We start from the raw sequence: 19,463 nt of genomic DNA on the forward strand, positions 1-19,463 counted from the left end.
TTTCAGTTGAGGTAGGTAAATGCTGTTGTTACACGTTTTACACCGCTGGTTTCGCTGGCGATTTTTGCAGCCGCAGCCCCCTCTTGTTGCGTGACAATGCCAAACAAAAAGACTTCACCATCCTCTGTCACCACTTTGATGCTGGATGATCTCACTGCATCACTGGTTAAAATTTGGGAACGCACTTTGGTCGTCAACCAGGCATCAGCGGAGGCCGTCGCCAATGTCACGGGACTGGCTTGACGGATTTCGTTATATACCACATCAGTACCGTCAACCTTTGCCGCAATCTGTTTTGCCCGTTCAGCCAGAGTCATATTGGGGCTTTGTCCGGTTAAAAGGATCTTGCCTTGATATACAGTCACTGATACACGGGCTTGTGCCTTAATTTGTGGGTCCTTGCTGATGGCATTGCTGACACGGGCTTCCAGCGTGGTATCGTCAACTTGCTGCCCAATAGTTCGCGGATCTGAACCCGCTTTTGTGGCAATCGCAGCGGAGCCTACGACGGCGGCACCAATACACCCTTGTAATAGCATTGCACTGAAACAGACCAATAATAGAGAAAATAACCGCATTAGCTGGCTCCTTATTCATCCTGATGAGGGAATAACGTGTTGTCGATTAAGTCGCACAGGCAGTTGATTGTCAACATATGAACTTCCTGGATCCTGACGCTGTGATGTGAAGGAATACGTATCTCAACATCCTGAGGGCCTAGTAAACCCGCTAATTCACCGCCATCGTAACCTGTCAGCGCGACGATTGTCATATCACGGGTAACAGCGGCTTCCACCGCTTTGATAATATCTCGGCTATTTCCATGTGTAGAAATAGCAAGAGGACATCCCCAGGTTGTCCCAGTGCCCTGACTTGTTTGGCATAGATTTCATCAGGCTGTTTACTGTTGGCAATCGCAGTGATCACCACATTGTCAGTATTCAGTGACAGAGCTGGCAAACTTGGTCGATCTGTTTCAAATCGATTGATCATGCTGGCGGTAAAACGCTGCGCCGTTGCAGCAGAGCCACCATTACCACAGCAAAGAATTTTGTTGCCGTTCAGCAGTGATTGAACCATCATCATCGCGGCGCGCGATATTGCGTCAGGTAATGCTTCTGCTGCCGCGATCTGAGTTTGAATACTTTCAGTAAAGCAGACTTTAATTCTATCCAGCACGTTATGACCTATGTATATTGGAATGATTTATTTAGTGAGAAAATTGAGAATCTATTATATTAAAATGGGTTCTCATTCAGGTTGAAGGCATTTTTCAGCCATTCAAATTTCTGTCCTGTTATTGCACAAACATCGAAACGGCAGGATGCCGTTTCCAGACATTCATTGCGTTGAGACAGCCAGACAGCAGCCGTATATAATATCTTTCTACGCTTACTTTGAGTAATTGTAGCAATGGCGCCACCATATTGTGCATTTTTGCGGAAACGGACTTCAACGAATATCCATGTATACCTGTCACGCATAATCAGATCGATTTCCCCGCCACGAATTTTCACATTCTCAGCAACAAAGACAATCCCCTGTTTTTGCAAAAACAGTTTAGCCTGCTGTTCATAATGGCGCCCTAGCGCATAGCGATTGTTTGTTGGTTTTTTCATCCTGAAATGACCACGATACTTTTCATCACAGAGAACCATGTACTGCATTGGAATCAGTGTTATTGCTGCTCTCTATATTATTGGTATTTCCTGCGTTATCGATACCTTCTGTGCTTTTTTTTGGTGTTATTGGTATTTTCGAGGGTTATGCGGCCATTATTGAATTGCATCCAGGGCAATTGACGCAAGATAGTGCAGTTATCTGTCACGGATAGCTCTCCCGAAGCTCCGTTCAGGTGAAAACCCATTTCTTGTTGCATTTGCGTAAATTGATTGGCTAGCGACCATGCATCAATTCCCATGGCATAGAGACGCATCAGGGAATAATCATTGGTGAATTTTTTGGCTGCTTGCTGCATTAAGGGCACGTTTATGCCGGTCAGCAATGGGATATCACTAAACTGTATGCCATCCATTTCCAGACGAAAATCAGGGCCTGAACCTGATTTATTACTGCGTGAGCTGACATAAAGAGCTGGCTTTTTACGGGAACTGATCGCCATATCGATCATGGGCTTGATAGTGGTCAGTTCGTTTGCGGTTGCGACAATATAAACGGCATCGACAGGCTCTGTGGCGGAATTTGTGGACACAACCGGCGTCCCTGACAAGCGAATGCCGATACCACGATTTATGGATTGTCTCATTTCATCTAGCGTGCCAAAAGATTGCTGCAATACCGTTTGACCACCCCGTTTTTGCCACTCTTGTGCAAAGGCTTTTGCAACACGGCTGCCTAATTCAGTACGAGGTATCAACACCAAAGGGCTGTGCTTTTGCTGTTGCCAGATATGCATGGCGGCATTTTTCGCCTCATCTTCAGGAGAGAGTGAGAAATAACAGATATTCGGCCGTCTTTGTGGCATATCGAGTTCATTGAGCGCCAGAATATTCAGTGGCGTTTCAATTTGAGTCAATTGTTCTACATTCGGTTTCAGTAATGGCCCAACCACCAGAGTGACACCATCTTGTTTAGCCTGTTCCAGCAGTTCGGTAAGAGGCTGGCTGTTAGTATCATAGATTTTTACGGTCTGAACATTGACAGGCACATCATTTATCACCCCCATATCAGGTTCAGTTGTGGCAACATCAGTATTCCCTGAATTTGCAGCGCTGGCATTTTCAGGACTGACAGCGGGTTCAGCGTTAACAGCCCCGTTTGGTTCGGTGGCATTTGTTGGCAATGATGATTCTGGCAATGATGGATTTGGTAGCCCTTTTTGAGCATCAAGAAAACCCTGGCGAATGGCGTCACCAAATATTTTGGCCTGGCCGCTCAAAGGCAGAAATAACCCAATTGTGGCATGGCTATTTTTAGCTTCTTGCAACATTTGTTGCAGAGCTGTGGGTAAACTGTGGGCAGCGGGGTTGTCTGGATAACGAATTTGCCAATCGTGAATAGCGAGACGCAGTTTATCGAGATCCTGTTTATTGGTCTGATAGGTATTGAGTAAATCAAGCCAGCCCTGCAACGTATACTCATTGGCATTAATCACCAATTCACGCATTTGCTGCGGGGAAAGTTGCGTCAATAATTGCCAGGTTTCATCAAGGTTTTTCTGGCGGGCAGCTTCATCTGTTGCGTAAGATCCCAATGCGATGTAAGCACGGATCACATCCAACGATGGTTGATTGTGTGCTGCGTCAATAATGGCTTGGTAGCGGTTAATCTCTGCGCTGATCTTATCCTGAGGCTTAGAAGTTGGTTGCCCTTGCTGTTCGGGCATGGTACACCCTGCAATAATCATAGTTGACAGCAGTGCTGTATAGATTAAACCAGTTTTTAAACGCACAAAAATTGAGGGAAGCATACTGTATCCAGTGATGTTTTTTTCAAAGATGCTCAATTTTAAATCGGTCATTCGGATGAAACAATGAATCAAACCAATCGAGCAGTGGTTACGACATCCACGCTATATGTTGTGCCAACCCCTATTGGAAATCTGGGGGATATTACTCAGCGTGCTCTTGAAGTTCTTAAACATGTCGATCTGATTGCAGCCGAAGATACGCGACACACTGGCTTGTTGCTTCAACATTTTGCCATTAATGCGCGCATGTTCGCACTTCACGATCATAATGAACAGCAAAAAGCAGATCAATTGATTACGAAACTTGAACAAGGGGCGAGTATCGCATTGGTATCTGATGCCGGTACGCCGTTGATTAACGATCCGGGTTATCATCTGGTTCGCCGTTGCCGTGAAGCCGGTATCAATGTAGTTCCACTACCTGGCCCTTGTGCGGCAATTACAGCACTGTCTGCTGCTGGCTTGCCTTCAGATCGTTTTTGTTATGAAGGCTTCTTGCCGGCTAAAAGTAAGGGACGTCAGGATACCTTGCGTGAATTAGCGCAAGAGCCGCGTACGCTGATTTTTTACGAATCGACACATCGTCTGTTGGACAGTTTAGAAGATATTGTGAAAGTATGGGGAGCCGATCGTTATATTGTGTTGGCACGAGAATTAACCAAAACGTGGGAATCGATTCAAGGAATGCCCGCCGGTGAGCTTCTGACATGGGTCAAGGAAGATGAAACCCGTCGCCGCGGAGAAATGGTTCTGATTGTGGAAGGATATCGTAAACCCGCCGAGGATAGCTTGCCACAGGAAGCCTTGCGGACATTGGCATTGTTGCAAAAAGAGCTGCCATTGAAAAAGGCCGCGGCATTGGCAGCAGAGATCCACGGTGTGAAGAAAAATGCCTTATATCGTTATTCACTCGATCAAAACACGACTTTGGGACAAATTGAAGAAGACGCGTGAAAACCCTATACATTGGATATTAAACCTCTTATAATCCGCGCCGGAGTTGACCAGACAGTCGCTGCTTTACTGCTCTCTCGGGAGAAGTCAAGGGGAGGAAAGTCCGGGCTCCATAGGGCAGGGTGCCAGATAACGTCTGGGAGGTGAAAGCCTACGACTAGTGCAACAGAGAGCAAACCGCCGATGGCCCAGCTTTGTTTGTAAAAGCAATGTTGGGATCAGGTAAGGGTGAAAGGGTGCGGTAAGAGCGCACCGCGCGACTGGCAACAGTTCGTGGCACGGTAAACTCCACCCGGAGCAAGACCAAATAGGGGTTCGCATGGTACGGCCCGTACCGAACCCGGGTAGGTTGCTTGAGCCAGTGCGCAAGTGCTGGCCTAGATGAATGGCTGTCCAAGACAGAACCCGGCTTATCGGTCAACTTCACAGATTTTGCCCTATAGAGCAGATGCTTTATAGGGCTTTTTCTTTATAAACAAGGAATTATTAGTCAGCCAAATCAATCAGCAGGCCCCGAAATGGCGTCTCCGTTTGTAACATCACTTCCTGCTCTTCCTGAATAAATACGCCATCCCCACATTCAATCTTTACGTCCCTGCTTTGGTTGCCATTAATTATTGCATTACCACTGATGGATTGCAGGTAAGCATGTTGGCTACGTAAAGCCAAAATTTGGCTGTCATGGGGTTTAAGCACGAGATAGCTTATCCACGTTTGTTGGCGCAGATACATACTGTTATTTTCTGATGTAGGAGAAGCCAGTAAAGTAAGCGATTTGTTTGGCAGAACTATATGCTGTAATGGCCGAGCTTCTTGCTGAGGACAGGCATTGAGCCAGAGTTGCAGTCGTGTCAGTGGAAGCGTGTCACTGGTATTGTGCTCACTGTAACGAATCCCTTGACGCGCAGAAAATAGCAAACAATCCCCCTGGCATGCATGGAAGTTATTGCCTTCACTGTCTCGATATTGGACTTCTCCTTGCAGGATAATATTCAGGACATCAACATGAGGGTAAGATTTGGGTTGGAACTCGGCTTTCGGCGCCAAAACTTCCTGATTAAGAACACGCAGCGTCCTATAGTTCAAAAATTTTGGGTCAAAATAGTGACCAAATGAAAAAGTATAGCGAGCCTGTAACCAGCCATAATCGGCTTTTCCGCATTGATTTGCTGTTCTCGTTATTATCATGTTGTTATCTCTTTAACCATAGATCTATGACTGTCGATCTTAATTATCTGGACGTTGAAATGTTAGCCAGTTAATCTGGTGGCTATATTCAAAATTCCTGATTGAGAAAAATATGGGTAAAGAACGTGCGCTTACTTTGGAATCCCTGCGGGTAATGGATGCGATAGACCGACGGGGAAGTTTTGCTGCGGCAGCGGATGAGTTGGGGCGAGTTCCTTCTGCACTGAGTTATACCATGCAGAAATTGGAAGAGGAATTGGACGTTGTGCTGTTTGATCGCTCTGGTCATCGCACGAAATTTACCAATGTTGGCCGGATGCTACTGGAGCGAGGACGGTTACTGCTTGAAGCTGCGGATAAATTGACCGCAGATGCAGAAGCGCTTGCCCGTGGTTGGGAAACCCACCTGACTATTGTGTGTGAAGCGTTGTTCCCAATGGTATCGCTGTTTCCTCTTGTGGATAAATTGGCGGCTAAATCGAATACGCAACTTTCGTTAATGACGGAAGTATTAGCAGGTGCGTGGGAACGTCTGGAAACAGGATATGCTGATATTGTGATTGCACCTGATCTGCATTTCAGGGCTTCATCCGAAGTGAATTCGCGGGCACTTTATTCTATTAACAATGTCTATGTTGCCAGTGCGGATCACCCTATCCATCATGAACCCGAACCATTGTCTGATGCCACACGAGTGAAATATCGTGGAATAGCTGTCGCTGATACAGCAAGAGAGCGTCCGGTGTTGACGGTTAAATTATTGGATAAACAACCGCGCTTGACGGTGAGTTCACTGGAAGATAAACGTCGGGCACTTTTGGCAGGGTTAGGAGTGGCAACCATGCCATACCCTATGGTGGAACAAGATATTGCCGAAGGTCGTTTGCGGGTTATTGGTTCGGAATACAGCCATGAAACCAACATTATCATGGCATGGCGGCGTGATAGTATGGGAGAAGCCAAGTCCTGGTGCTTGCGTGAAATCCCTAAATTGTTTGCGAAGCAAAGACATGCGTGAAAATACAATAAAGATGCATACCACCAAAATAATAAAGCGGATGTAGCGAATATCATCAAGCCCCTTGCTGCGAATACACAGGAAGGGGCTATAAAAAGAAAGGGAAATGATCTGTTTTTCTTCTATTACCAATTTTTCTTCATTACATGGTCAATACTGAATCTTCCTGGTCCCATCATAGCCAGCAGCAGGTAACCTGAGCTTATGGCGAAGTTTTTCAGGAACATAGTCAGGTTCAGGTCATTTGAAAAATCGCTATGGAACAGGAGCGCGGTCAGAATACAGAAAATAAATGTAAACACAGCCGTGGTGCGGGTCAACAGGCCTAATATCACAGCAAGCCCGCCCCCCAGTTCAAGCAAGATAGTCAGTGGCAATAGAATTCCTGGCACCTTCATGGCTTCCATAAATTCCTGCGTTCCTGCATAGGCATCACCTAGTTTTCCATATCCTGCGATAATGAAAAGAACGGAGATTAAAATACGGGCAACCAACAGGCCACTATCTTCAAATTTTTTCATGATTGTCTCCACAAATACCGCAGGCCGCGATAAATAAACTGTCTGTTTAGCTTTTATTGTCCAAAAAACGGACTTAATAGCACGATTTGTTAATCATTATCTGATGGGAAGTATTCTACGGAGAGGTGTTATTGGTTGATAGTAAGGAATATTAACTATTTCATGCAGTTTTTTTGAAATAATTCGTTGGTATTAATTTTTGTATAGTGTGTTTCGTACGATTTTTATGATCCCGAAAATGTTGATTATACGACGTGACCAGCGATAAAACTGCCTGGGGTGGCGGAGTCCGTAAAGCAGGACAAGGCCAGAACCGATGGTAATATAAGGCTTAAAAGTAATGAGGGTTTGCCAGCCTTTATCATAGGGTTGTGTCATTTCAAGCCAGTTCTGGCTATAAATAGCAAGTAACTGCCGTTGTTGCTGGATCTCTTTTAATAGCTGCTGCTTTCGCAATTTTCGCTGACGATACCCCGATTTACTCATGAGGATCATCCTCCAGCATTTTGCGGTCAACATGCAATTGTGTTCGAGTTGCGTTAAGAAAGGTCAGTTTTCGCGCCTTTTTTATTGTCCATATTGCACTAAATACGGCGAGGAGCAGTAATATTCCGGCAGTGATAGCTATTGCTGTTATTCGGTAGGCTGGATCGATAGCCCAGAATATCAGCACCAATAGGCATATCAGGCCAAAACCTGCAAATAGTAATGTCAATCCTACCAGCAGTAGCAGTTGTACCAGTGTTGCTGCTCCCTCTTCCAACTCAACGGCAACGAGTTGGATGCGAGTTTCAACTATGTGAACAGCAATGGCTGCTACTCGCCGTACAGTATCAAAGAACCTTTTTCCCGGGCCTTTTGGGTGAGGGGATTGGGTCATGTCAGCGCCTTGAAAGCAGTACGCCTAATACAACGCCAATTGCTGCACCTATACCGACACCGGTCCACGGATTTTCACGAACGTAACTATCTGCATGACCGGCAATTTCCTTGGTTTGACCTACCAGCCTATCACTAGCTTCACTGAGTGTAGAGCGTGCATTTTTCAGTGTTCTTTCTGCCTTGTTGCGTAGTTTTTCCAGTTCTGCTTTTGAATTATCACCGGAGCTATTGAGGACTTCTTCTAGCGTATCCGCAAGAGATTGTAATTCAGCACGTAGATCTTCAGAGTTTTTCTTTTGTGGCATTGCCTGTCTCCTTGAATATACGATGGATGAATTTCAAACATAGACGTTTTTATCAAGAGATGAAAGTATGAATAGATGAAAAATTATCACAATATATTGCGAATTAGCCTTAAATACCGTTTGGGATGGCTAAGTGGAGAAGTCGTTATAGCGTGTAAGTGAACAAGGTTATAAGAATGTTAAGGGAAGAAAAAAGCAATGCCCTGTGGTAGATGCGGCCATCCACAGGGAAAATAAAGCGTTACGATAGCGTTTTATTAGTGCGCTTTTTGCGCCAAATGACAGTCAGGCTGCCAATTAAACCAATAAGTAATAGACCTACAGGTAACAGCACCAAAAAACTCATCAGATATTCTTCATACTGGCGGAACAGCGGACTCTTACCAAGGGCATAACCTAATGTTGTTAGAATAACCACCCACATGAACCCACTAAGCCAATTGAATATTTGAAAACGTCCATTTTTTAGCCCGGCAAGGCCCGCTAATGTTGGCAGTAATGTTCTGATAAAAGCGAGAAAACGGCCTATCAGTAAGGCAGATAAGCCATGACGATGGAATAAGTTATGTGCGCGTTGATGATAATGTGCAGGAAGATGTGACAGCCAGCCCTGAACTAATTTTGTATTGCCAAGCCATTTTCCCTGAAGATATCCGATCCAGCAGCCGAGGCTGGCTCCGGTGGTGAGAATGACTAATGTGACAGGAAAACTCATGGTTTCTTTTGCAATTAAAACACCGACTAATATGAGCAGGCTATCGCCCGGTAAAAACGCCGCCGGTAATATCCCGTTTTCCAGAAACAGGATGGTAAATAGCATTATATAGATTGCCCATACCAGCGACGGATTCGCTAATGTTTCGTAGTCTTGGTGCCAAAGTGCGTAAATCAGGTCTGTTACAATTTCCATCAAATGTTCCTAAAACACGGATTAAGGATTACATCTTACTTTTATGGTGCATTTATGGTTAATTTCTATTAAATACATTGTAATCAAAAGTAATTAATATCAGTTGTCATAAAATAATCTCGAAATCCCTTCAAGATGGTATAAAGATCGATTGGCACACTTTAACAAAATCAGTAGTATCGAGACAGACAATTTTGGTAATGAATAGAACTTTTAGTTCAGAACTATTAAGATTTGAAGCCATAGTACAGGGGAAATGAGGCACCAGTCACATCGTTATCTATGTGACTGGTTGAAATGACTAACTAATTAAAAATTCAATTGAAAAAAGCATAGGTGACTATGGATGTTTTTATATCAAAAGTCTAATGTAAATAAATTGTTATAGTAAATGATTTTGTTATATTAACTGTAAAAAAATTAGCCATAAACCGAGCATAACAAGGACTATACCTATAACTATATTTATCGCTTTTTGTTTATTTAATAGTGCTTCTCTTAGTTTGTTGTTGGATAAAAAATAAGCAACAAAACTAAACCATATTAGATGGGAAAAGGACATAAACATCCCATACAAAATTTGGGTATATAATGGAGTTGAAATGCTTACGATTTGCGTGTAAACACTAAGCACGAATAAAGTTGTTTTGGGGTTTAAGGCATTAGTAAAAAAACCATTCTTAAAAGAATCAAAATTTCCTATAGTTTCTGATTTGTCATCATCATCAACAGAAATATCTTTACTTATAAAAGTATTATAACCTATATATATTAGATATAATGCACCTACTATTCTGATTATAGCGAAAAAACTGGGTGTTTGGTTGATCAATACTCCGATACCAACAAGAGTATAAAAAACATGAACTAAGACTCCAGCAGAAATTCCTAATGATGAGTAAATCCCAGATTTACGACCATAAATAAGGCTATTTCTTGTTATCATAGCAAAATCAGCGCCAGGACTGATAACTGCTAAAATAGTTACTGTCGCAATAGAAAATAATTCAATCATTTTATTACTCTTGTTTTTTTCTGAAAGTTATTACAAGCATATCTCTTACTGCTTTTTTTTCTTTATCTATCCTGAATATAGGACTAACTCCATGAAATAGTTCTTTATCATTTAGCATTACCATTTCAAAAGCATTTTTCATGGTGAAAGATATTAGCTTATTTTTATTCTTGTCATAAATAGTACTTTCTCCTCCAATACAATTAATTCTGTTTATGCATAACATAAGAACATAATCTACACCATCTCTATGTATCCCTTCTGGCGTTGGTTTTCCAATTTGATTATCTGTTACTTCAATTCTGAATTGATGAGTTTCTATGTGCCAATTACCTTTTGGTGATAGTTCTGTAAATAAATCATGTGATAAATGGAAAATACCTTTCATGATTTTGCTTTTTATTATTTCGTCCTTTATTGGTTCATAATGTCTTTCTATATCACCATTTAGGTTGTTATAATTTTTTGTTTGAAAATGAGGTTGATGAGGTTCTATTCTTACCTCTCTTGATGTAACGTCGGAGCTTAATGTTGAGTATCTTCTTCTCCTATATTGACCACCATCACCCATATATTTATCAAGTTCTAACTTATCCCAGCTTCTTACGAATTTATCAACGTCAAATGACTGATTATTTATATATTCGTTTATTAATTTTATAGAGCTCTCCATTTTTAGATACACAAAATTATTTTCTTTCATTTCTTTGATAACATTTTTCTTAATGTCATTAATTGTAATGTATTGATTATTATCTGTATTAATAAACATGTTAACCTCATTTTTTATTCTATGGTGATCACTTTTATATATGAAATTTTTTTTATTGCAAGGGTAATTTTGGGGTTATGTTTTTTATTTAAATAATAACGATGAGTATTATATCAAGGTCAATTATGATGGTTATTGTTTATTTGATTTAATATTACAAAGAAATAACCACTTGTTAATTTATAATGTTAATATTCCGAGTTAATCATTTGTAATAGTTAAATGATTTCAATTTGTTATTAATTTATGATGGATAATTAATCTTGAAATCAATAAAAAACATTAAATTACTTAAGGTATAAAGATTGTGATATTCTGAGTTCAGAATATATTTTATTGTAATGATTCATTGTATGATGTATTTGAAATGGTAAAAATTGTCGTTTTGATCACATAAATGTGAATGGTTTGTTACTAAGTGTTGATGTTTTTGTTTGTTGGGTTGATTATAGCCTTTCAAATTTTCTTGTCTTGAAAAAGTAAATATAAATGAAAACAGGTAGATTCATTAATTATAAATATCAATTGGAAAGACTATGGAAAAAAAACAAAAAGGTTTTGCGCAGTATATTATACAAGGAAGCCTCGTTACACAAATATCTATCGGTTTAATTGCTGGAATATTATTGGCATGGTTGGCTCCTTCTGTGGCTAAATCAGTCGAATTGCTAGGGACACTTTTTGTAGGAGCATTAAAAGCGGCTGCACCTGTTTTGGTATGGGTATTAGTTATGTCCTCTGTTTCAAATTATAAAGCAGGCCCAAAAAGTAGCATTCGTCCCATACTGATCCTCTATCTTTTAGGAACCTTCCTGGCAGCGATTGTAGCTGTAATTGGTAGTATGCTGTTTCCATCGACGTTGACGTTAGTGAAGAATGATATTCAGATATTACCACCAGAAAATATTATTGAAGTTCTGAAAGGGATATTGCTCAATATAGTAGCTAACCCCATTGATGCACTTATAAGTGCCAACTATATCAGTATATTAGCATGGTCAACAGGAATAGGTATTGCTTTACGTCATGGAAAAGAATCAACTAAATTTATAGTCCATGATCTAGCCGAAGCAGTAATGCAAGTTTTGCGTGTGATTATTCGTTTTGCCCCTATTGGTATTTTTGGATTGGTATCTGCAACGATTGCAACAACAGGATTTAATGTTTTATTAGATTATGTGCAATTATTGTCTGTATTGTTAGGGTGTATGGTTTTCATTGCTTTAATAATTAATCCATTAATTGTTTTTTGGAAAATTCGTCGGAATCCTTACCCGTTAGTTTTCGTTTGCTTACGTGAAAGTGGAATAACTGCGTTCTTCACTCGTAGTTCTGCGGCAAATATTCCAGTTAATATGGCAATGTGTCGTCGCATGAATTTAAATGAAGATACTTATTCTATTTCTATTCCTTTGGGGGCGATCATCAATATGGGAGGTGCAGCAGTTACTATCACCGTATTGACTTTAGCGGCTGTGAATACGTTGAATATTAACGTTGATCTACCAACAGCCATTTTGTTGAGCGTAGTTTCTGCTATTGCTGCATGTGGTACTTCAGGGGTTGTTGGGGGGTCTTTATTATTGATTCCGCTGGGATGTAGTATGTTTGGTATTTCCAATGAAATAGCCATGCAGGTTGTTGCTGTAGGTATGATCATAGGTGTAGTGCAAGATTCGGTTGAAACTGCGCTGAATTCCTCCACCGATGTGCTGTTTACCGCAGCCGCTTGTCAGGCTGAAGAGTCTCGCATCGAGGCTGATCGACTGGCACAGCGTTAATTGTAAAAATAGCTGGAATAAAGAACGGTGATAATGAATCAAATTATCACCGTTCTTGTTCTTAGTATTGACATTACATGTTAAGCGCCAATCGGGTGCCTTGATCGATTGCCCTGCGAGCGTCCAATTCGGCCGCGATATCTGCTCCACCAATGATATGTACACTTTTTCCCATTGCCTGTAACGGTTGATAGAGTGTTTTCAATGGCTCCTGTCCTGCGCAAATAATCACATTATCCACTTCCAGGCATTGCTGTTCATCACCACGACGGATATGCAATCCCTGATTATCAATCTTCAAGTACTGGACACTGTTTAACATGGTTACGCCCCGCATTAACAGGCTGGTTTTATGTACCCAACCGGTGGTTTTTCCTAAGCCATCCCCGACCTTGGAGTCTTTGCGTTGCAGCAGATAAATTTTACGCGGGGAACGCTCGACCTGCGCACCTTCTGGCCGTAATCCTCCCCTATGCATAATTGCCCGATCAATTCCCCACTCATGGCTAAAAGCATGGCTACTCAAACTGGTACTTTGTCCGTTTTGACTCAGATATTCAGCAGTATCAAAACCAATACCTCCAGCACCAATAATAGCGACACGCTTTCCGACTGGCTGTTTATGTTTCAAGACATCAAGGTAAGTCAGTACCTTTTCATGTTCAATACCATCAATATTGGGGATGCGTGGCATGATCCCCGTCGCGATGACAATTTCATCAAACGATAAAAGTTGGTCGGTAGTTGCCGTATGGTTGAGGCATACTTCGACGCCGTTCAAGGCTAATTGGCGTTCAAAATAGCGTAAAGTTTCATGGAATTCTTCTTTGCCGGGGATCTGTTTGGCGATATTAAATTGCCCGCCAATTTGGTTTTCTCGTTCAAACAGCGTGACATGGTGTCCTCGGCTGGCCGCTGTGACTGCAAAGGATAATCCTGCCGGTCCGGCACCAATAACCGCAATGGTTTTGGGGGCGATGACAGGCGCGGCAATAAATTCGGTTTCATGGCAGGCGCGTGGATTGACCAGACAAGACGTCAGCTTGCCGACAAAAACTCTGTCCAGACAGGCTTGGTTGCAGCCTATGCAGGTATTGATTTCATCAGCACGCTCCTGTTCGGTTTTCAATACAAACTCGGCATCAGCGAGAAACGGGCGTGCCATAGAAACCATATCGGCGCAGCCTTCACTGAGAACTTGTTCGGCAACCTGGGGGTTGTTGATGCGGTTGGTTGTAATCAAAGGGATGCTGACTTTTCCCATCAATTTTTGCGTAACCCAGCTAAATCCGGCTCTGGGCACCATCGTTGCAATCGTTGGGATATTGGTTTCATGCCAGCCGATGCCGGTATTGATAATGGATGCCCCTGCTTTTTCAATCTCCCGTGCCAGTTGTTCGATCTCTTGCCAATTGGAGCCATCTTCCACTAAATCCAGCATAGAAAGGCGGTAGATGATGATAAAATGCTCCCCCGTGATAGCGCGGACCGCTTTGACAATTTCTAGCGCAAAGCGTATGCGGTTTTCGAAAGTTCCACCCCATTTATCCTGTCGATGATTGGTGCGTGTGACCAGAAACTGATTGATGAGATAACCTTCTGAACCCATGATTTCCACGCCATCATAGCCGGCTTGTTGTGACAGTTGGGCGCAGCGGGCAAAATCCTTGATTGTCTGCCGGATGTCATCCTCAGACATTTCTCTCGGCATAAAGGGGTTAATCGGCGCTTGAATGGCTGAAGGCGCAACGGAATTTTTCTGATAGCTGTAGCGTCCGGCATGCAGGATTTGTAAAGCAATCTTTCCCCCAGCCTGATGTACCGCCTCTGTAATAAGCTTGTGGTGGGGCAGGTGAGCTTCACTATTCAGGACGCTTGCGCCTGCCGCAACAACGCCCTGCGGGTTTGGTGCGATACCGCCGGTCACAATCAGTGCGACGCCTCCCGCTGCCCGTTCTGCATAAAATTGGGCCAAACGTTGGACACCGTCGGGATGTTCTTCAAGCCCTGTGTGCATTGAACCCATCAATACACGGTTTTTTAGTGTGGTAAAGCCCAAATCCAGCGGTGCAAGCAGGTGAGGGTAATTGCTCATTGCATTCTCCATCAAATATTTGGTAGCTCAATAAATATTATTGTTTTCCGTATGAAGCTAAAACAGCTAAGTGGTCGGATGAGATGATGATTAAATTTAGACAGTTCCGGCATTATTGGAACTACTTTGTTAATTGATTGTGACAAATATCATGAAATAGAGCTTCAATCGTTCCTTAATGAAAATCTATTGAGGCGAGAAATTTCTCTTATTTATGGTTGTCGCATGTTTTTAACTGTGCATACTGTGAATATATTCTTACGGAATGATGAATAATTAAGCCTTGGTGGAAAATAAGTGTGATAGAAATAAGTGTGGGGGAAGTAACTATGGGAAAAATAACAGATTGGGTTACGTTAACCGGAAAAAGTGTGACTTTAATGCCTTTGTCACATGATAGACATCATGAATTTGTTCGTGCTATTGAGGATGGGCAGTTACATAAGCTGTGGTATGCCAGTGTGCCTGAGCCTGTCAATGTCCAGGTGGAAATTGAACGTCGTTTAACCCTGCATGCCAAGGGCAATATGTTGCCTTTTGCTGTCATCAATAATGCAATGGGGATGGCAGTTGGTATGACAACTTATATGAATATTGATGCGAATATTCCCAGATTGGAAATTGGCTCTACATGGTATGCGCATTCTGTCCAACGCACTGTGATTAATACGGAAGCAAAATTTTTATTGTTACAGTATGCATTTGAGGAACTGGAATGTGTCGCGGTGGAACTTCGTACCCATTTTTTAAATCACCAAAGCCGCAAGGCGATAGAAAGATTGGGGGCAAAGCTGGATGGTATTTTACGCCATCACATGCGGGCCAAAGAGGGTTCGATAAGGGATACTTGTGTTTATAGCATTCTGTTCAATGAATGGCCCGCCATTAAAACGCATCTTACATGGTTAATGACGAAGCCTCGTTGAGTGCCTAATTGGTATTTCTTTCTGACAGGAAGTCAGGCGGCTTTCAGGGATGCCTTGATATCGTTTTCCAGATCATCCAGTAATTGATAACGACGGCGATATTCGGCGCGTTTTTTACTGGGGATTTCATCCAAAGATTTTCTTTCTATGCATGATGGTAAATGGAAATCGTTATTTTCATTTCTGACGCCATTTAGCGATTCCCAGAAAGAATTGTAATCGGCCACCATCTTATTTTTCTTTTTATGCCAATAACGGATGCTACGGTAGATATGAGTCTCGTTACTGGCTGCCAGGATTTGTTCACAATTCATATGATCGGCAAAACGACAAATAGCCTCAATTAACAGGCGCTTGGGGAATAACCCATAACATTCTTTAGTTGCATGGCGGATAATCTCCAGAGAATTATCCCCTTTAGTTGGCCCTTGTAGTGCGCCAATAAATAGTGTCTGTTTGCCATCAATCGTTAATAAAGTGAAAGCACACTTGGCCAGAATGACATTCTCCGCAGTAGTAATATAGAGAGAGAGTTCACCTTCTTTATTCAGGTTGTCCAGTGCGTCAATATATATTAGAAATGTTTCATTTTTACCTTGAATAGTGGCTAACAGGTAAGCATGAATATCAAAAATTCTATTAATAACGGTTGGCTCTAATTGTTTGAATAATAATTGATAATGCTCATTCAGAGCACCAACAATCTGTTTGCGCTTAAAATTAATGCTTAAGTATGGACGATGTAATTTGCAAGGCAAACTGGGTTGTTTTTTCAAAATATCCAGATAATGAGGCGTTTTGGTGATACCATTCAACAGTTTTAATGTTGAAATGGGGGTCAGAAGGCTACGTAGTGCAAATTTAGTACGGGTAGCGGAAGAATACCAGAGTTCCCCTGGGATAATACGTTTTCCGACAAGAGCAGCAAATAGCTTCATTCCTGAAGACGTAGGTTGTTGTAAATAACTCATTAACTCAAACTCAACAAAAGTAAAAAATATTTATACCCACTAGATTTCAAGTTGCAACACAGTGGCAAAAGGGTAAATCCTCAAGAGCAGAGCGAACTCTGTGTTTATAACTATTTATAACTACGTGGCTAAGGGATGTGGACGTAGCCGGCAAAGCTGTAACTTGAAAGGTGATGGGAATAGAGAGATTTCATTATATCATTGATTTATCAAATTCTACTCATATGTTTACAAAACAGGCCCTTACTTTAAATTTATTTATTATAGTAAAGGATATTATTCTATTATCATTTTTAAAAAAATAATACCTATTTTTATTTAACAAATTATTCATTAAATGATATTTATATTATTTATGTGTTATTCATTTTTAACATTCTGACGTTTTTAAGCCAGTTTCATGTGTAATAGAGGAAATGGATTCCCTTGACCATCAAGCTCTGAACGAGAAAATACCTGAAATCCCATATGTTGGTAGAAGCCGACACCGTGTGTATTTTGTTCGTTTACATCCAACTCATTGATCTGTAATTTTTTAATAGCAAATTGCAGTAACGTCTTACCAATCCCTGTTCTCCGTGCTTGTGGCGCAATAAACAACATTTCTACTCGATGTTGATCGGTACTAATAAATCCTACGATATTATCTTGTTCATCTACCGCTTTATAAACAGTGAGATTGGGCAAATAATCGTTAAGGATCTGTGGGCGTAAAACTTCAATCATTGACTTAGGCAAAAAATCATGAGTAGCAAGTACAGAGGCTTCCCAAATCTGAATCAATACTGAAAAATCAGCTTTGCGGGCTTGCTGTATTTGCATTTTATACCCCTAACTTTTTCTGTTGTTTGTGGTTTTAGTCTGAATGTTTTTTAGGCTATCCTAGCTTGCCAGTACACGGTCTTTGCGGTACAAACTCGCCAGCAGCATATAAATCGCGGTAGCCAATAACACGATGAAAAAGAAACTCATCAGCCCATGGTGCTGAACCTTAAAGTCGTGCTGTAGCATAAAATGCCCCGCTGCCAGTGGCCCAACGGCGGAACCAATACTGTAACTTAACAACATGACCTGGCTTGCCACTATAATATAGGACGCATCCAGCTTATCACAGGCAAGAGTGATCGCAATGGGGTACAGCGCAAAAGACGACATTCCCAACAAAGCCAATGACACTATCATGACGATGTAATGTTCAAAGAGATAGATCATTCCTACGGCAAAGACTCCCAATAATGAAACCATTGCCAATAGAAAAGTTTTGCTCATGATGACAGATAGCTTGCTGATAATCGGCTGTATGACCATTCCACCCAGAATAATGGCTGCCATCAATACACCAACTTGCTCGGCACTGAAATGACTTTGACTGAGTGATAAGGGCATCAAACCATAGATAGTGCCCATCACAATACCTGATGTCATGCAGCCAACGATCGCTGGTTTACTGAATTCAGTCATTTTTCTTAGCGACATACTTTGGTGGTGGAGCGCAGGAGGCTGCCCATGACGCACGAATAATGGGGGCAAAATCGCGACAAACAGCAGGGCTGAAATCAATAAAAAGGGGATATCCCCTGGGTACCAATCTGCCCAATCAATAATTGGCCTAACGTTGTCCCGCCGTAAAGGGAAGTCATATAAAAGCTCAGGCGTCTGGCGCGTTCTTTGGCGTTTTCGCCGATCAACAGCCAAGATTCGACCACGACAAAGACACCGGCTACGGCAACTCCGGCAATACACCGTACAAATAACCAAATTTCTTTATTTGGAAAAAAAGGCAATGTAATGACAGTCGCTGACAAAAGCAACAAAAAGATAATAAATGAAAGACGGTGACCTATTCTGGCGATAACAGGCTCAATCATCATTGAACCGATTAATAAACCGACATAATAAGCACTAGCTAACCAACTCGCATAAACCGTATCAATGCTGAAACTTGCCATCGACAGAGGAATTAAGCTCATTAGGTAACCAGAAGCAATGGCAAAAACAGTCAATCCGGCGATAGGTACAAATGCACTGTCATTCTTGCGCAGCAGTTTCACTACTGTCGTCTCCACATAAAAAATCAGCCAGAAATGCGCTGCTTCTCATCAGGTTTTTGCCGAATGGCGGTCACGATATAGGCCAAGGACTGGAATATATCTTGATGATTTAAGCAGTAGGTAAGTCACCCAATAACCTTGAGTGGTGCGGACTATAGACCTTTCTCACAAAGAGATACAACGAGAAAAACTGATACTTATGAATGAAAAGATTTATGGAGAAAATGGTTATGGAAATTCGATGGTAAAATACGCAAGAAGCCAAAATCATCAAAATAAAAATCTCTTTAAAATAAGTAACATGTGAGTATTAAAAATTATTTCCCCTAAATGTGGAGATAAAGCTGTTATTAGCAAAAACAATCGTAAGTACTATAAACTTGCTGATTTTATTGAGATTCTGTTGGATATAAAAATATTTCATCCACTTGCGATTAATGTTTTTGAAGTAGGTTTATTTCACTAAATTAATTTCTTGTTGAAAATATCCAGTTCTGTACTATACTTTTATTATGGAGAAAATATAAATATATTTTTCCTTGAAGGATATTGAGCCTCTATGGGATTGTTGTTTTCTAAAATAAGTCTTAGGCAAAAACAGATTAATAAATCATTCTAATTTTTTAATAAACTGTTATCTTGGA

Annotated in this window: 18 protein-coding genes, 1 other RNA gene and 2 pseudogenes; 5 read left to right on the top strand and 16 right to left on the bottom strand. The window is 41.5% G+C overall.

What is annotated here, in order from left to right; genetic code table 11:
- Positions 1–2: 2 nt before the first annotated feature.
- From dolP to ACSJJG_RS02315, 4 genes and pseudogenes are all read right to left on the bottom strand, one after another.
- Positions 3–578, bottom strand: coding sequence for a division/outer membrane stress-associated lipid-binding lipoprotein (gene dolP / locus ACSJJG_RS02300; RefSeq protein ID WP_481088329.1), 576 nt, complete (start codon positions 576–578; stop codon positions 3–5).
- Between the two features lie 11 nt (positions 579–589).
- Positions 590–1,179, bottom strand: a pseudogene (gene diaA / locus ACSJJG_RS02305) (DnaA initiator-associating protein DiaA).
- 59 nt (positions 1,180–1,238) lie between these two features.
- Complete coding sequence (locus tag ACSJJG_RS02310; protein WP_481088330.1) at positions 1,239–1,619, bottom strand: YraN family protein; 381 nt, start codon at positions 1,617–1,619, stop codon at positions 1,239–1,241.
- 95 nt (positions 1,620–1,714) lie between these two features.
- The gene (locus tag ACSJJG_RS02315; RefSeq protein ID WP_481088331.1) at positions 1,715–3,430 is read right to left on the bottom strand and encodes a penicillin-binding protein activator; all 1,716 of its coding nucleotides are present in this window, start codon (positions 3,428–3,430) and stop codon (positions 1,715–1,717) included.
- Between the two features lie 63 nt (positions 3,431–3,493).
- Between ACSJJG_RS02315 and rsmI the strand changes: the two genes are divergently transcribed.
- Positions 3,494–4,384 carry a 16S rRNA (cytidine(1402)-2'-O)-methyltransferase gene (gene rsmI / locus ACSJJG_RS02320; RefSeq protein ID WP_481088332.1) on the top strand — a complete coding sequence of 297 codons (891 nt, stop codon included), beginning with the start codon at positions 3,494–3,496 and terminating at the stop codon, positions 4,382–4,384.
- A 42-nt stretch (positions 4,385–4,426) separates the two neighbouring features.
- Positions 4,427–4,813, top strand: an RNA gene (gene rnpB / locus ACSJJG_RS02325) — RNase P RNA component class A.
- Positions 4,814–4,870: 57 nt separating this feature from the next.
- Here the strand turns inward: rnpB and ACSJJG_RS02330 are convergent.
- A complete protein-coding gene (locus tag ACSJJG_RS02330; RefSeq protein ID WP_481088333.1) occupies positions 4,871–5,572 on the bottom strand; it encodes a pirin family protein in 702 nt (233 codons plus the stop codon).
- Positions 5,573–5,684: 112 nt separating this feature from the next.
- Here ACSJJG_RS02330 and ACSJJG_RS02335 point away from each other — a divergent pair, with 112 nt between their 5' ends.
- The gene (locus ACSJJG_RS02335) at positions 5,685–6,590 is read left to right on the top strand and encodes a LysR family transcriptional regulator (RefSeq protein ID WP_481088334.1); all 906 of its coding nucleotides are present in this window, start codon (positions 5,685–5,687) and stop codon (positions 6,588–6,590) included.
- Positions 6,591–6,715: 125 nt separating this feature from the next.
- Here the strand turns inward: ACSJJG_RS02335 and ACSJJG_RS02340 are convergent, their stop codons facing one another.
- The 7 genes from ACSJJG_RS02340 to ACSJJG_RS02370 all read right to left on the bottom strand — a co-directional run bounded on the left by ACSJJG_RS02340 (position 6,716) and on the right by ACSJJG_RS02370 (position 10,995).
- On the bottom strand, positions 6,716–7,111 hold the full coding sequence (locus ACSJJG_RS02340; RefSeq protein ID WP_481088335.1) for a DoxX family protein: 396 nt from the start codon (positions 7,109–7,111) through the stop codon (positions 6,716–6,718).
- 192 nt (positions 7,112–7,303) lie between these two features.
- A complete protein-coding gene (locus ACSJJG_RS02345) occupies positions 7,304–7,597 on the bottom strand; it encodes a YqjK-like family protein (protein WP_481088336.1) in 294 nt (97 codons plus the stop codon).
- A complete protein-coding gene (locus ACSJJG_RS02350) occupies positions 7,590–7,991 on the bottom strand; it encodes a phage holin family protein (RefSeq protein ID WP_481088337.1) in 402 nt (133 codons plus the stop codon). The genes ACSJJG_RS02345 and ACSJJG_RS02350 overlap by 8 nt, the downstream gene beginning before the upstream one ends.
- A gap of 1 nt (position 7,992) precedes the next feature.
- Positions 7,993–8,298: an ElaB/YgaM/YqjD family protein gene (locus tag ACSJJG_RS02355; RefSeq protein WP_481088338.1), complete on the bottom strand. Its 306-nt coding sequence runs from the start codon at positions 8,296–8,298 to the stop codon at positions 7,993–7,995.
- Positions 8,299–8,539: 241 nt separating this feature from the next.
- Entirely contained in the window at positions 8,540–9,208 is a 669-nt protein-coding gene (locus ACSJJG_RS02360) for a DedA family protein (RefSeq protein ID WP_481088339.1), read from the bottom strand.
- A gap of 400 nt (positions 9,209–9,608) precedes the next feature.
- On the bottom strand, positions 9,609–10,223 hold the full coding sequence (locus tag ACSJJG_RS02365) for a LysE family translocator (protein WP_189758716.1): 615 nt from the start codon (positions 10,221–10,223) through the stop codon (positions 9,609–9,611).
- A gap of 4 nt (positions 10,224–10,227) precedes the next feature.
- Positions 10,228–10,995: a 2OG-Fe dioxygenase family protein gene (locus ACSJJG_RS02370; protein ID WP_189758715.1), complete on the bottom strand. Its 768-nt coding sequence runs from the start codon at positions 10,993–10,995 to the stop codon at positions 10,228–10,230.
- 536 nt (positions 10,996–11,531) lie between these two features.
- Here ACSJJG_RS02370 and sstT point away from each other — a divergent pair.
- Positions 11,532–12,776, top strand: coding sequence for a serine/threonine transporter SstT (gene sstT / locus ACSJJG_RS02375; protein ID WP_481088340.1), 1,245 nt, complete (start codon positions 11,532–11,534; stop codon positions 12,774–12,776).
- 73 nt (positions 12,777–12,849) lie between these two features.
- Here the strand turns inward: sstT and ACSJJG_RS02380 are convergent, their stop codons facing one another.
- A complete protein-coding gene (locus ACSJJG_RS02380) occupies positions 12,850–14,871 on the bottom strand; it encodes an oxidoreductase (protein WP_481088341.1) in 2,022 nt (673 codons plus the stop codon).
- 329 nt (positions 14,872–15,200) lie between these two features.
- On the opposite strand from ACSJJG_RS02380, the gene ACSJJG_RS02385 reads away from it, so the two are divergent.
- Positions 15,201–15,797 carry a GNAT family N-acetyltransferase gene (locus ACSJJG_RS02385; RefSeq protein ID WP_481088342.1) on the top strand — a complete coding sequence of 199 codons (597 nt, stop codon included), beginning with the start codon at positions 15,201–15,203 and terminating at the stop codon, positions 15,795–15,797.
- A 32-nt stretch (positions 15,798–15,829) separates the two neighbouring features.
- Here the strand turns inward: ACSJJG_RS02385 and ACSJJG_RS02390 are convergent, their stop codons facing one another.
- From ACSJJG_RS02390 to ACSJJG_RS02400, 3 genes and pseudogenes are all read right to left on the bottom strand, one after another.
- Positions 15,830–16,768: a VirK/YbjX family protein gene (locus tag ACSJJG_RS02390; protein WP_481088343.1), complete on the bottom strand. Its 939-nt coding sequence runs from the start codon at positions 16,766–16,768 to the stop codon at positions 15,830–15,832.
- Positions 16,769–17,155: 387 nt separating this feature from the next.
- On the bottom strand, positions 17,156–17,590 hold the full coding sequence (locus tag ACSJJG_RS02395) for an acetyltransferase (RefSeq protein WP_481088344.1): 435 nt from the start codon (positions 17,588–17,590) through the stop codon (positions 17,156–17,158).
- A 60-nt stretch (positions 17,591–17,650) separates the two neighbouring features.
- Positions 17,651–18,819: pseudogene (locus tag ACSJJG_RS02400) on the bottom strand (MFS transporter).
- Between the last annotated feature and the right edge of the window lie 644 nt (positions 18,820–19,463).

Source organism: Xenorhabdus sp. SGI 60 (genome assembly GCF_056632175.1).